Here is a 13,612-nt window from a genome sequence, read left to right as displayed (position 1 = left end):
TGCGCAGGCTCGGCGACGGTGCGGCAGGTCAGCGGCGGGTGGCTGCTGCCCAGGCCTCGAGCCGCTGCTGGGCGGCACCGGAGTCGAGCGCGTGCTCGGCCCGGTCCATGCCGGCCCGGACCTGCGCCGTGAAGTCGGCGTCGGACGACCCGCGGTCCGGCTCGGTGAGGGCCAGCGCGAGCCCGGCGTTGAGGACCACGGCGTCGCGGGGCGCACCGGGCGCACCGGCGAAGACGTCCCGCGCGACCTGGGCGTTGTGCACCGCGTCGGCACCGCGCAGAGCCTCGATCGGCTGCAGCGCGAGTCCGAGCTGCTCCGGGTCGACCGTGCGCTCCACCACGCGCCCCCCGCGCACCCACCACACGTGCGACGTGGTCGCCAAGGTGAGCTCGTCGAGGCCGTCGTCCCCACGGAACACGGCCGCATCCGTGCCCCGGCCGGCGAAGACGCCTGCCATGAGCGGCGCCTGCCCGGCGTTGGCGACGCCCACCGCGGCATACGTGGGCCGGGCCGGGTTGGTCAGCGGGCCGAGAGCGTTGAACGCGGTGGCGACGCCCAACCCGCCGCGGGCCGCGGCGGCGTGCCGCATGGCCGGGTGGAAGGTCTGGGCGAAGCAGAAGGTGATCCCGGCCTCGTGGGCGACCTCGGCCACACGCTCGGGCGACAGCGTCAGGTCGACGCCGAGGGCCTCGAGCACGTCGGCCGAGCCCGAGGATGACGACGCGGCGCGGTTGCCGTGCTTGACGACACGCACCCCGCTCGCGGCGATCACGACGGAGGACATGGTGGAGATGTTCACCGTGTGCGAGCGGTCGCCGCCGGTGCCGACGATGTCGAGGCTGGGTCCCGGCACGTCGATGCGGTTCGCGTGCTCGAGCATCATGTCGGCCAGACCGCGCAGCTCGTCGACGGTCTCGCCCTTGGCGCGCAGCGCCACGAGGAACCCGGCCAGCTGGACCGGCGACGCCTCGCCGCGCATCACCTCACCCATCGCCCAGGCGGCCTGGTCGGTGGTGAGGTCCCGGCCCGCGATGAGCTCGGTGAGCAGGTCCGGCCACGTGAAGGCGGCCGGAGCCGTGGTGTCCACGGTCAGCCGGCGGTCGGGCGCCCGCCGCGCCCCAGCTGCGCGACGGCGTTCGCCAGCGCGACCGGGTCCAGCGGGTGCGGCACGGCCAGGTCGGCGAGCGACCAGGTGGCCAGCCAGCCGTCCTGCGGCCGACCGGTCAGCACGAGGATCGGCGGGCAGTTGAAGATCTCGCTCTTGAGCTGGCGGCACAGGCCGAGCCCGCCGGTCGGTGCCGCCTCGCCGTCGAGGATGAGGACGTCGAAGCGGGCGTTCTCCACGGCCTCGATGACCGCCGCGGCGGTGGCGCACTCGCGCCAGGAGGTGACCTCCACGTCGCGGGCCGGACGCCGGCCCACGGTGACGCGCACGGCGTCACGGGTGGTGCGGTCGTCGCTGTAGAGCAGCACCGAGATCTGGCGGGCCGAGGCGGCCGACGAGGTCGCCGGGTCGGCGGCGGGGGCGTGCGGAGCGGTCATGCGCCCGATGCTACCGGTGCGGTGTCCGGGATCCCGCGGGCGCCCGCCCCACGCGCGAGGCGCACCTCACGGGGGGCCGCCGGTGTGCCGCGATGCGAATGTGGCAATAATGGCGCACGTGGCGACAGCATCCGCAGTGACTTCAGAACCCTCGCGCCCGGCGAGCATCCCCGGACATGGCCCCGTCTCCCGGCCCAACATGGTGTCGGTCGGCACGATCGTGTGGCTGGCCAGCGAGCTGATGTTCTTCGCCGGCCTGTTCGCGATGTACTTCACGATCCGCTCGGTCGAGCCGGAGCTCTGGCGCACCTCGACCAGCGTGCTCAACGTGCCGTACGCCAGCGTCAACACGCTGATCCTCGTCATCTCCTCGGTGTGGTGCCAGCTCGGCGTCCACGCGGCCGAGCACGGCAAGGCCCACCGCGGCAACGCGAAGCTCCTCGACCTCAAGGCCTGGGGCATGCGCGAGTGGTACGTCCTGACGTACGTCTTCGGCGCGATCTTCGTCTCGGGCCAGGTGCTCGAGTACTCCGAGCTCGTCCACGAGAACATCACGCTCTCCTCGAGCGCGTACGGCTCGGTCTTCTACCTGACCACCGGCTTCCACGCCCTGCACGTGACCGGCGGCCTGCTGGCCTTCCTGCTCATCATCGGCCGCACCTTCACGACCCGGCACTACAGCCATGCCCAGGCAGCCGGCGCGGTCGTGACCTCGTACTACTGGCACTTCGTCGACGTGGTCTGGATCGCGCTGTTCGCGACCATCTACCTGCTGAAGTGACTCCGAACTCCCCCATGCCCCTCGCCGCTCCCGCCACCACCGACAGGACCGCACCGTGAACGCACTGGCCGCCCGTCGCCGCCACCCGGCCGCCATCGCCCTGCTGATCCTCCTGGGGCTGGTCGTCACCGGCCTCGCCTACTCGGCCTTCGCCCCCAAGCCGGCCAGCGCCGCCACGGCCTCCGCCGACCAGGTCCAGCAGGGCAAGAAGCTGTTCCTCGCCAACTGCGCCACCTGCCACGGCCTGCAGGCCCAGGGCACCAAGGCCGGCCCGTCGCTCGCCGGTGTCGGTGCGGCTGCCGTCGACTTCCAGGTGGGCACGGGTCGTATGCCGATGGCCGCACCGAACGTGCAGGCCCCCCGCGCGGTGGTCCGGTTCAAGCAGGACGAGATCTCGGCCATGGCCGCGTACGTCGCCTCGCTGGCCCCCGGGCCCGCCGTCCCGGACGCCCAGTACTCCAGCGGTGAGGGCGGCGACGTCGCCAAGGGCGCCCAGCTCTTCCGCGTGAACTGCGCCATGTGCCACAACTTCGCCGGCTCCGGCGGTGCGCTCACCCGTGGCAAGTACGCCCCGAGCCTGCGCAACGTCGAGGGCAAGCACATCTACGAGGCCATGGTCACCGGCCCGCAGTCGATGCCGGTCTTCAACGACCAGAACATCTCCCCCGAGAGCAAGAACGACATCGTGGCCTACCTCCACGCGGTCGACAAGGAGGAGAACGTCGGCGGCATGAACCTCGGCAACCTCGGCCCGGTCTCCGAGGGCCTGTTCGCCTGGGTCTTCGGCCTCGGCATCATGGTGGCTTTCGCGGTCTGGCTGGGGAAGAAGGCCGCATGACGCCCGCCCCGGCCGCCCGGCCCCACTCCGCAACCCACTCCTGCAACTCGACGGGATCGACGACACGATGAGCGAACACGACACGCCCCGCGGCGAGGTCGTCCCCAGCGACGGCAACGGCTACGGCGCGAACGCCGTCCGGCTCGACCAGGGCCACATCGAGGGCACCGGCGGCCTCCCCGCCCGGTTCGAGAACCCGGGCCTGCCGCCGCACGTCGCGCGCATGAGCGACCTCGACGAGAAGGCCGCCAAGCGCGCCGAGAAGCAGGTCGCGACGCTCTTCGGCATCTCGAGCCTGGCGACGGTCCTGTTCGTCATCGCCTACTTCGCCATCGACCCGGAGCAGGCCGCGTTCCTGCCCGGCATCGGCAAGGCGAACCTCTACAACGTCGTCCTCGGTGTCTGCCTCGCGTTCGCCCTGCTCGGCGTCGGCGTGGGTGCCGTCCACTGGGCCAAGACGCTCATGCCCGACACCGAGATGGTCGAGGAGCGCCACCCGCAGCGGGCCAGCGACGAGGACCGCAAGCGCGCGGTCGACAACTTCGTGGGCGAGGGCGGCAAGTCCCAGATCGGGCGCCGCCCCCTCATCAAGTTCTCCCTGGCGGGCGCCCTGGCGCTGCCCCCGATCGCGCTGATCCTGCCCCTGGTCGGCGGCCTCGGCCCGCTCCCCAAGGACGAGCTCTCCAAGACGATGTGGAAGAAGGGCGACCGGCTGGTCCGCGACCCCGAGCGCACGCCGATCCGCGCCGACCAGGTCACCATCGGCTCGGTCTTCCACGTCCTGCCGGAGTCGATCAAGGACTCCCAGCACGTGCTCGAGGACAAGGCCAAGGCCGCCGTCCTGCTGATGCGCCTCAACCCCGATGACATCAAGCCGCAGAAGGAGCGCGACTGGGGCCACGAGGGCATCGTCGCCTACTCCAAGATCTGCACCCACGTCGGTTGCCCGGTCGGGCTGTACGAGCAGCAGACGCACCACCTGCTGTGCCCGTGCCACCAGTCGACGTTCGACGTCACCAACGACTGCAAGGTCATCTTCGGACCGGCCAAGCGGCCGCTGCCGCAGCTGAAGATTACAGTGGACTCTGAGGGATACCTGGTGGCCGACGCCCCGTTCCGCGAGGCTGTCGGCCCGAGCTTCTGGGAGCGTGGACACGCATGAGCACCACATCAACCGCACGCGGGGCCGACCGGCTCCGCGCTGACGACCCGAAGCACGAGGCTCCCCACTCCCCCGGTGCCAAGGCCATCGGGGGCGTAGCGGGCTGGCTCGACGACCGCACGGGTGCCGCGAAGCCCTTCGGCTACCTGATGAAGAAGGTCTTCCCGGACCACTGGTCGTTCATGCTCGGCGAAGTCGCCATGTACTCGATGATCATCTGCCTGCTGTCGGGCACGTTCCTCACGTTCTGGTTCGTGCCCAGCGCCGGCCAGGTCGTGTACGACGGCTCGTACCTGCCGCTCAAGGGCATCACGATGTCCGAGGCGTACCGCTCGACCGTCGACATCTCCTTCGACATCCGCGGTGGCCTGCTCATCCGGCAGATCCACCACTGGGCCGCGCTGATGTTCATCGTCGCCCTGTCGGTGCACATGCTGCGCGTGTTCTTCACGGGCGCGTTCCGCAAGCCGCGTGAGATCAACTGGGTGATCGGCTGCATCCTGTCGATGCTGGCCCTCGTCGAGGGCTTCGCCGGCTACTCCCTGCCGGACGACCTGCTGTCCGGCACCGGCCTGCGCGCCGCCGAGGGCTTCATGCGCTCGGTGCCCGTCATCGGCTCGTACCTGTCGTACTTCGTGTTCGACGGCCCGTTCCCCGGCGAGGCGATCATCCCCCGCCTGTACGCCGTCCACGTGCTGCTGCTGCCGGCGATCCTCGTCGGCCTGTTCACCGCCCACATCGGGCTCGTGTTCGTGCACAAGCACACCCAGTACCCCGGCCCGGGCCGGACCAACGACAACGTCGTGGGCTACCCCGTCATGCCGGTGTACGCCGCGAAGGCCGGTGGCTTCTTCTTCATCGTCTTCGGTGTCGTCGCCCTCATCTCGGCGGTGGTGACGATCAACCCGATCTGGGCGTACGGGCCGTACGACCCCTCGCCGGTGACGGCCGGGTCCCAGCCGGACTGGTACATGGGCTTCGCCGACGGTGCCCTGCGACTGTTGCCCGGCTGGCTCGAGTTCACCGCGTTCGGGTTCACCTTCAGCTTCAACGTCATGATCGGCGCCATCCTGCTCATCCCCGTGATGTACGGGCTCATGGCCGCCTACCCGTTCCTGGAGTCCTGGGTCACCGGTGACAAGCGCGAGCACCACCTGCTCGACCGCCCGCGCAACAACCCGACGCGCACTGCCCTCGGCATGGCCGCGATGACGATGTACGGCGTGCTCATGTTCGCCGCCGGTAACGACATCATGGCGATCAAGCTGCACCTGTCGATCAACGACATCACCCACATCCTGCGGGCGTCGTTCTTCATCGCGCCGGTCATCGTGTTCTGGGTGACCAAGCGGATCTGCCTGTCGCTGCAGCGCCGCGACCGCGACCTGGTCCTGCACGGCCGCGAGACGGGCCGCATCATCCGCACCGCGGACGGGCAGTTCTTCGAGCAGCACGAGCCGCTCGACGCGTTCACGCGCTGGAACCTCGTCCAGCACGACGCGCACGAGGTCCTGCAGCTCGAGGCCGCGACCGACGAGCACGGGGTGGCCTCCCCCACCGCGCGCAAGGACAAGGCCCGCGCGGCCCTGTCGCGGTTCTACTTCACCGACCGCATCGACCCGGTCACCCCGGCCGAGCTCGCCGCCGCCCACCACGACGGCCACGGCCACGAGGCGATCGAGGCCGCTCCGCAGGAGCAGGAGACCCGTCCCGGGCTCGAGACCGCCAACCGGAAGCCGCCGCAGCGTCCCTGACGCCCGCACCGGCTCCCCGACGCCGTATGCCGCCCGCTCACCTCGAGCGGGCGGCATACGGCGTTCTGGGGGCCGTCTCGCGGACGTGGAGGCCGTGGGAGGCTGGGCCCGTGGTGGAGATGGGGCGCGCGGAGTTCGAGCAGGCGGTGGACGCCGCCCTCGACGGGGTGCCGCCCGAGCTGCTCGCCCTCATGGACAACGTGGTCATCTTCCTGCAGGACGAGCCGCCGGAGCAGGAGCCCGACCTGCTCGGGATCTACGAGGGCGTGCCGCTGACCGAGCGGGGTGAGGCGTGGGCGGCCGGCGCCCTCCCCGACCGCATCACGGTCTTCCGAGGTCCGCTGACCCGGATGTGCGACACCAGGGACGAGCTGGTCGAGGAGATCGCGGTGACGGTCGTGCACGAGATCGCCCACCACTTCGGCATCGACGACGACCGTCTGCACGAGCTCGGCTGGGGCTGACTCCCGCCACCGGACGGGCCCCGCTCCCCTGCCGCCGTCCGGCCCGAGACGGGCGTCAGCGTGGCAGCGGCAGCCCGAACGCCCTGGCCATCGAGGCGGCCCCTGCAGCACTGCCCAGCGGGGCCGTGCGCGTCACCTCGGCGTAGAGCCGGGTGAGCGAGTAGTGGTCGAGCGGAGCCGTCACGACCACGTGGTGCAGGGACGGGTGCGCCACCACGGTGAGCACCCGGTTGCCGGAGGACTGGTCGTCCTCGTCGGCGGTCAGCACGACGACGAGCCGGCCGGAGCGCCAGTCGGGACCGGCCTCGATGCGCGTCATCCACGCGCGGAACCAGTCGTCGGCGACGCCGAGGGCACAGTCGTGCGCATCGTGGCACAGGTCCGGCACGACCATGCCGGCTGCCGGGAGCGTCCCACCGGCGATGGCCGCCGGCAGCGCGTCGAGCGGCAGGTCGTGCTGGTCACAGGCCGCCTGCTCCGCCGGGAAGTACGCCCACGGGTTGTGCTTGACGGCATACCGGCCGTCCGACCCGGCCTGGCAGGGGCGTCGCATGCCCTCCGCGTAGACGGCGGCGGTCGAACCCGCCGCCAGCGCCCGACCGAACACGGTCGCGCCCGTCAGGGCGTGCTGTGCGGGAGGCGCGTCGTCGGCGACCCCGTGGGTGCTCCCCGACGCGATCGCCAGGTAGTTCGGCAGCGACGGGTGCCGCACCGCCGACCACGCGGTGGCGTAGCCGTACCGCTGCGCCAGGGCCTCGGTGTAAGGCATCTGCGCCCGCATCTGGGCCAGCGAGTGGTTCTCCATGACGACCACGAGCAGCTTGCTGGGCCCCGCCGAGGTGGTGTCCGCCGTGGTGCCTGCTGTGCTGCTCGGCGGAGCGCCGGCGGTGGTGGTCGTGGTGCTCGACGGACCCGAGCCGGCGCTCGTCGACGGCGACGCGGTCGCGGAGGCTGCGGTCGTGGGCGCGGGCGTGACCGGGCGCTCGGCGCGGTCGCGCGCACCGCCGGTGCAGCCCGCCCCGACGGCCACCAGACCGGCCAGCGCCGCCCCGAGGAGGATGCGCGACACCGGACGGGGCCGGGCGGCGCAGGTCGCTGCTCTGCGGCCGTCCGGGCGGCTCACGCGAGGCGCCTCAGGCGAGGGCGCTCTGCTTGACCCAGTTGGCGTAGGAGTACTGCCAGACCCCGATGCCCTCGGTCGGCTGGAAGACCCGGCTGGAGCCGGTGAAGACGACCACGTCGCCCGCCTTGGAGATCGAGTACATCCACGCGGCCTCGCTCGGGGACATGTTGACGCAGCCGTGGCTCACGTTGGAGCTGCCCTGCGAGCCGACCGACCACGGGGCCGAGTGGAGGTACTCCCCCGTCCAGGTCACGCGCATGGCCGACTCGGTCTTGATCTTGTAGTAGCCGGGCTGGCCCTTCTTGATCCCGATCGTGGTCGAGTCCATCACCACGGTCCCCTCCTTGCGGATGATGACCTTGATGCCCGAGCGGGTCTCGGTCTTGGGGCCGGGGCGACCCGCGCTGATCGGGATGGTGCGCAGGACCGTGCCGCCCTGCGTGACGGTCATGACGTGGCGCTTGATGTCGACGGTGGAGACCATGGCGGAGCCCACCGTGAAGCTGGCGCTGTCGTCGTTGGCGATCCACTTGCCCGGACCTGTCTGCACCCCGCTGAGGGGCGCGTTGACAGTGACCTTGGTTCCCGGCTTCCAGTAGGTCTTCGGGCGCCACATGAGCTGGCGGCTGTCGAGCCAGCCCCAGTGCCCCTCGACCTTGGGGGTCGTCGTCACGGTCACCAGCTTCTCCACCTGCGCACGCTGCTGCGGCGTCACGACCGGTGAGTCGAACTGGATGGAGGCCGGCATGCCGATCCCGACCGTCTGGCCGGCGTAGAGGATGCCGTAGGTCGCGGTGACGGCGGGCTTGAGCGTGCGGAAGGTCGACGTGCTGGTGCTGGGGGTGTCGTCGGACCCGGCGGCGGTCATCGACACGGTGTACGTGCTGTCGGGAGCGAGGCGGCCCGTGGAGGTCCAGGTGCCGTTCTCGAGCGAGCCCTGGAGCTCACGGCCGGTGGCGTCCTTGACCGTCACCGACTTCAGCGTCCCGGACTTGGCCTCGACCACGACCGGCGAGCTCGGAAGGACACCGCTCGCACCGTCGGCGGGCGTGACCGAGAGGTCCGCCGGGACGACCGGGGCGCTGCTGGAGCTGGAGGAGGACGAGGACGAGGGGCTGCCGGCGACGTTCCCGGTCGACTGACCGGTCGCCGAACCGGAGCACCCGGCGACGAGCACGGCTGCCGTGACCAGGGTCGCCGCGGCGACGAGCTGTCGGCGTGCCCGAAGAGTCCTACCCACCACTGCTGCTCCTGTGCTCGCACCCTCAGGTGCGTTCCTCGCGTTCGTGTCCTGTCTCGGCCGGGCCGGGCGCACGGCGCCGGTCCACCCCGTCAGACGCCGTACGGCCCCGTCCGGTTGGCTGTCGGCGCCCGTGATCGGCCAGGCGGTTCGACCGCGTCAGGCCCCCATGGGGACGGCCCGCTGGCGCGGACCGTCGCTCCATGGTACCCCGGGGACCCTGACAGCCCCGCCACGCGCGCGAAGGCCCCGCTCGACAGCGACGAGGCGGTGCGGCACCCGGTCCGGGTGCTGCACCGCCTCGGCTGGTGTCCGCGCAGGTCAGACCGCGTGCGGACCCTTGAAGTACTCGAACGTCCAGCCGACGAGGGCCACGACGCCGAAGGCCGCGCCGATGATGAACAGCCACCACCCGACCGCGAGGCCGAGGAAGCAGACCGCGGCGGCACCGGCCAGCGGGAGCGGCCACCAGGAGTGCGGGCTGAAGAAGCCGTACTCGCCCTCCTGCTCGTCGATCTCGCCGGCGGGGTTGTCCTCCGGGCGCTCGGGCAGGCGTCGCCCGGTGGCCCAGAGGTAGAACGCGATCATCGCACCGAGGCCGGCCGACAGGAACAGGCCAGCCGGACCGACCGGCTCGCGCCAGTGGGTGAAGATGCCGTAGAGGAGACCGACGGGGGCGAAGAAGATCGCCAGGATGACGAAGAGCTTGAACTCGATCTTCATGCTCAGTCGCGCTCCTCGTGGAATCGGGGGTTGAGGTCGTGGTCCAGCTCACCAGTGTGGTGCGCGTCCGGGCCGTTGCCGTCCGGGCCGCCGATGATCCGCGTCAGGGTGTCGGGGTCGGCCGGCAGGGTGGCGAACGGTGCCGCCTCCGGGTGGTGCAGGTCGAACGCCGGGCGCTCGGAGCGGATCCGCGGGATCACGTCGAAGTTGTGCCGCGGCGGCGGGCAGGAGGTCGCCCACTCCAGCGAGGCGCCGTAGCCCCACGGGTCGTCGGTCTCGACCAGCGGAGCGGTCCGCCAGGTCTTCCACACGTTGTAGAGGAACGGCAGGGTCGACGCACCGAGCAGGAACGAGCCATAGGTCGAGACCTGGTTCATCCAGGTGAAGCCGTCCTCGGGCAGGTAGTCGGCGTAGCGACGGGGCATGCCGTCGACACCGAGCACGTGCTGGATGAGGAAGGTCGTGTGGAACCCGACGAACAGCATCCAGAAGTGGATCTTGCCCAGCGTCTCGTCGAGCATCCGGCCGGTGAGCTTGGGCCACCAGAAGTAGAAGCCCGCGAACATCGCGAACACGACCGTGCCGAACACGACGTAGTGGAAGTGGGCCACCACGAAGTAGCTGTCGGAGAGGTGGAAGTCGAGCGCCGGGCTGGACAGGATGATGCCGGTCAGGCCGCCGAAGAGGAACGTCACGAGGAAGCCGATCGCCCACAGCATCGGCGTCTCGAAGGAGAGCTTCCCGCCCCACATCGTGCCGATCCAGTTGAAGAACTTCACGCCCGTCGGCACGGCGATGAGCATCGTCATCACCGCGAAGAACGGCAGCAGCACCTGGCCGGTCGCGTACATGTGGTGCGCCCACACGGTCACGGACAGCGCGGCGATACCGATCGTGGCGAAGACCAGGGTCTTGTAGCCGAAGATCGGCTTGCGGGAGAAGACCGGCAGGATCTCGCTGATGATGCCGAAGAACGGCAGGGCGATGATGTAGACCTCTGGGTGCCCGAAGAACCAGAACAGGTGCTGCCACAGCATGGGCCCACCGTTCTCGGGCTGGAACACCTGTGCCCCGAACTTGCGGTCGGCACCCAGGGCCAGCAGCGCGGAGGCCAGGACCGGGAAGGCCATCAGCACGAGCAGCGAGGTGATCAGCACCGTCCAGGTGAAGATCGGCATCCGGAACATGGTCATGCCCGGTGCGCGCATGCAGATGATCGTGGTGATGAAGTTGACCGCACCGAGGATGGTGCCGAAGCCACCGAGGGCGAGGCCGAAGACCCAGAGGTCACCGCCGAGGCCCGGGCTGTTCGAGGCGTCCGAGAGCGGGGCGTACGCGAACCAGCCGAACGACGCCGCACCCTGGGGCGTCAGGAAGCCCGCCGAGGCGATGAGGCCACCGAACAGGTACAGCCAGTAGGCGAACATGTTCAGGCGCGGGAACGCCACGTCGGGCGCACCGATCTGCAGCGGCATCAGCGCGTTGGCGAATCCGGCGAACAGCGGCGTCGCGAACAGCAGCAGCATGATCGTGCCGTGCATGGTGAAGAGCTGGTTGTACTGCTCGGGGTTGTCCACCACCTGCAGTCCCGGCTCGAAGAGCTCGGCGCGGATGAGCAGCGCGAGCACCCCACCGAACATGAAGAAGATGAACGAGGTGATGAAGTACAGGTTGCCGATGACCTTGTGGTCGGTCGTCGTCATCCACTTCACGACGGTCTGGCCCTTGGTGAGCCGACGGGTCGAGGTGCCCTGCGTCGAGCGCAGGTAGGTGCCCGCGGTGGATTCGGTCGCCGCTGCCATCACTTGCTCCCAGTGCTCGGGACGAGGTTCTGCTGGTTGTTCATGATCCGCTCGGAGTTGAGGCTGTTGTCGAGCTGGCCGGTGTTGCCCTTGGCCTTGAGCTCGGCGATGTGGGCGTCGTAGGTGGCCTGGTCGACGACCTTGACGTTGAACAGCATCTGCGAGTGGTAGGCGCCGCAGAGCTCGGCGCACTTGCCCTTGAAGTCACCGGTCTCGGTCGGGACGACCTGGAACTTGTTGACCCGGCCCGGGATCATGTCGAGCTTCTGCAGGAAGGCCGGCACCCAGAACGAGTGGATGACGTCGCGCGAGGTCAGGACGAACTCGGTGCGCTTGCCGACCGGGAGGTACAGGGTCGGCAGGGACGCCTCGGCGCCCGCCTTCCCCGTGAGCTCGGCCTGCGTGCCGCTCTCGTAGGTGTCCTCGTTGACGTAGTTGAAGTCCCAGGACCACTTCTTGCCGATGACGTTGACGACGACGTCGGGGTTCTTGCTGGTGTCCAGCAGGGCCGACTCGTCACGCTGCGTGTAGTAGAAGAGCACGGCGATCATGAACACCGGGACGACGGTGTAGAGGATCTCCATCGGCACGTTGTAGCGCAGCTGCACCGGGAGCTCGTTGTCGTCCTTGCGGCGGCGGTAGGCAACCACGCACCACAGGATCAGGCCCCAGACGAGGACACCGACCGCGAGGGCGGCGATCCAGGCGCCGTTCCAGAGGGTCGTGACGCGCTCACCACCCTGGGTGGCGGCGCGCGGGAGGAAGCCGTCCTGGACGCGACCGGCGCAGCCCGAGAGGGCGACCGCCAGCAGGGAGGCCACGGCACCCACGGTGGACCTGCGGAGAACTGTCCGCCGGCGCGGGGGGCGCGGCGCAGGGACGTCGTGCTGACGCAACGGTGCACCTTCTTCGAAGCAGTGATGGGCCATTCGCGCCAAACCCTACTCCAGCCGGGAGGCGGTGTCGGGTCGGGGTACGGCTACCGTCAGGGTGTGGCGAATCCCCCTGTCGAGCGCGTCCTCCTCGACGCCGCACCGGGACCGGTGCACCCCGCCGCCCGGGCGACGCTGTTGGCCGCCGTCGACGCCGGCTGGGCCGATCCCCGGCGGCTGCACGCCGAGGCGCGGACGGCGCGCCGGATGCTCGACCAGGCGCGGGAGGTGCTGGCCGCCGGGCTCGGGGTCCGCCCGGCCGAGGTGGCCTTCGCCCCCGACGGGCCGACCGCGGTCCGCTGGGCGCTGGACGGCCTGCGCCACGCCGGGCGCCGCCGGGGTGCCCGGACGGTCGCCTCCGCGGTCGAGCACTCGGCCGTCCTCGTCCCGGCGAGGCACGAGGCCGACCGCGCGGGCGACGCCGGCCTGCTCGCGGAGGTCCCCGTGGACCAGCTGGGACGTGTGGACCTCGACGCGTGGAGGGAGGCCCTGGCCGTCCCGGGCACGGTGGCGGCGGCCCTTCAGCATGCCAACGGCGAGGTGGGCACCCTCCAGCCGCTCGAGGAGGCCCACGAGGCCTGCCGCGCGGCGGGCGTGCCTCTGGCGGTCGACGCCCAGGCGTCGCTCGGTCGGGTACCCGCCCCCACGGCATACGACGTGCTCGCGGGCGACGCCCAGTCCTGGGGCGGTCCCGGCGGCCTCGGGGTCCTCGTCGCGCCCGAGCGCACGCGGTGGCTGCTGCCCGGGGCCACCGACCCGGACGCGGCGCTGCACGGCGCGTCGCGCCACACGCCGTGGGTGCCGCTGGCCCTCGCGGCGGCCGAGGCGTGGCGGCAGACGGAGGCGGTGCGCGAGGAGGACGCGGCCGAGGCTTTCGCCCTCGTCGGGCACCTGCGCGAGGCGGCGGCCCGGCTGCCCGACGTCGACGTGGTCGGTGACCCGCAGGGCCGGCTTCCGCACGTCCTCACCTTCTCCGCGCTGTATGCCGACGGCGAGGCGCTCGTGCGCGAGCTCGACCGGGCGGGCTTCGCCGTGGCGTCGGGCTCGGCCTGCACTGCGAGCACGCTGGAGCCGAGCCACGTCCTGGCTGCCATGGGTGCGCTCACCCACGGCAACGTGCGCGTGACCCTCCCCCTCGCCGCCGTCGCACCCGACCGGGCCGCCGGCGTGGCCGGGTTCGTGCGCGCGCTCCCCGGCGCCGTCGAGCGGGTGCGCGAGGAGCTGGGGGCCCGGCGGCTGTGAGCGGGGACG

Annotated in this window: 13 protein-coding genes; 6 read left to right on the top strand and 7 right to left on the bottom strand. The window is 70.9% G+C overall.

Going from position 1 to position 13,612, the window contains the following annotated elements; genetic code table 11:
• Window positions 1-28 precede the first annotated feature (28 nt).
• On the bottom strand, window positions 29-1,087 hold the full coding sequence (trpD, locus tag J2X64_RS14680; protein ID WP_310156086.1) for an anthranilate phosphoribosyltransferase: 1,059 nt from the start codon (window positions 1,085-1,087) through the stop codon (window positions 29-31).
• Between the two features lie 2 nt (window positions 1,088-1,089).
• Entirely contained in the window at window positions 1,090-1,542 is a 453-nt protein-coding gene (locus tag J2X64_RS14675; protein ID WP_310156083.1) for a hypothetical protein, read from the bottom strand.
• A gap of 109 nt (window positions 1,543-1,651) precedes the next feature.
• On the opposite strand from J2X64_RS14675, the gene J2X64_RS14670 reads away from it, so the two are divergent.
• From J2X64_RS14670 to J2X64_RS14650, 5 genes are all read left to right on the top strand, one after another.
• On the top strand, window positions 1,652-2,323 hold the full coding sequence (locus J2X64_RS14670; protein ID WP_310156080.1) for a heme-copper oxidase subunit III: 672 nt from the start codon (window positions 1,652-1,654) through the stop codon (window positions 2,321-2,323).
• A gap of 55 nt (window positions 2,324-2,378) precedes the next feature.
• Entirely contained in the window at window positions 2,379-3,161 is a 783-nt protein-coding gene (locus tag J2X64_RS14665) for a cytochrome c (protein ID WP_310156077.1), read from the top strand.
• Between the two features lie 67 nt (window positions 3,162-3,228).
• On the top strand, window positions 3,229-4,323 hold the full coding sequence (locus J2X64_RS14660; RefSeq protein WP_310156074.1) for a Rieske 2Fe-2S domain-containing protein: 1,095 nt from the start codon (window positions 3,229-3,231) through the stop codon (window positions 4,321-4,323).
• Window positions 4,320-6,077: a ubiquinol-cytochrome c reductase cytochrome b subunit gene (locus J2X64_RS14655; RefSeq protein WP_310156071.1), complete on the top strand. Its 1,758-nt coding sequence runs from the start codon at window positions 4,320-4,322 to the stop codon at window positions 6,075-6,077. Before J2X64_RS14660 ends, J2X64_RS14655 begins: the two co-directional genes overlap by 4 nt.
• A 110-nt stretch (window positions 6,078-6,187) precedes the next feature.
• Window positions 6,188-6,541: a metallopeptidase family protein gene (locus tag J2X64_RS14650; RefSeq protein WP_310156068.1), complete on the top strand. Its 354-nt coding sequence runs from the start codon at window positions 6,188-6,190 to the stop codon at window positions 6,539-6,541.
• 55 nt (window positions 6,542-6,596) lie between these two features.
• Here J2X64_RS14650 and J2X64_RS14645 read toward each other — a convergent pair whose 3' ends face one another.
• The 5 genes from J2X64_RS14645 to coxB form a co-directional block, all read right to left on the bottom strand.
• Window positions 6,597-7,664, bottom strand: coding sequence for an alkaline phosphatase family protein (locus J2X64_RS14645; protein ID WP_310156065.1), 1,068 nt, complete (start codon window positions 7,662-7,664; stop codon window positions 6,597-6,599).
• 10 nt (window positions 7,665-7,674) lie between these two features.
• Complete coding sequence (locus tag J2X64_RS14640; RefSeq protein ID WP_310156063.1) at window positions 7,675-8,904, bottom strand: Ig-like domain-containing protein; 1,230 nt, start codon at window positions 8,902-8,904, stop codon at window positions 7,675-7,677.
• Between the two features lie 321 nt (window positions 8,905-9,225).
• Window positions 9,226-9,627 (bottom strand): cytochrome c oxidase subunit 4, encoded by a 402-nt coding sequence (locus J2X64_RS14635; protein WP_310156060.1) that lies wholly within the window; start codon window positions 9,625-9,627, stop codon window positions 9,226-9,228.
• 2 nt (window positions 9,628-9,629) lie between these two features.
• Entirely contained in the window at window positions 9,630-11,429 is a 1,800-nt protein-coding gene (gene ctaD, locus J2X64_RS14630) for a cytochrome c oxidase subunit I (protein WP_310156058.1), read from the bottom strand.
• Window positions 11,429-12,250 carry a cytochrome c oxidase subunit II gene (gene coxB / locus J2X64_RS14625; protein ID WP_310156054.1) on the bottom strand — a complete coding sequence of 274 codons (822 nt, stop codon included), beginning with the start codon at window positions 12,248-12,250 and terminating at the stop codon, window positions 11,429-11,431. The genes ctaD and coxB overlap by 1 nt, the downstream gene beginning before the upstream one ends.
• A gap of 171 nt (window positions 12,251-12,421) precedes the next feature.
• Here coxB and J2X64_RS14620 point away from each other — a divergent pair, with 171 nt between their 5' ends.
• Window positions 12,422-13,603: an aminotransferase class V-fold PLP-dependent enzyme gene (locus J2X64_RS14620; RefSeq protein WP_310156051.1), complete on the top strand. Its 1,182-nt coding sequence runs from the start codon at window positions 12,422-12,424 to the stop codon at window positions 13,601-13,603.
• The last annotated feature ends 9 nt before the right edge of the window (window positions 13,604-13,612 follow it).

The organism is Phycicoccus sp. 3266, assembly GCF_031456495.1.
Lineage (GTDB): Bacteria > Actinomycetota > Actinomycetes > Actinomycetales > Dermatophilaceae > Pedococcus.
Note: the sequence above shows the minus strand (reverse complement) of the source record. Positions and strands in the feature narration are given on the sequence as shown.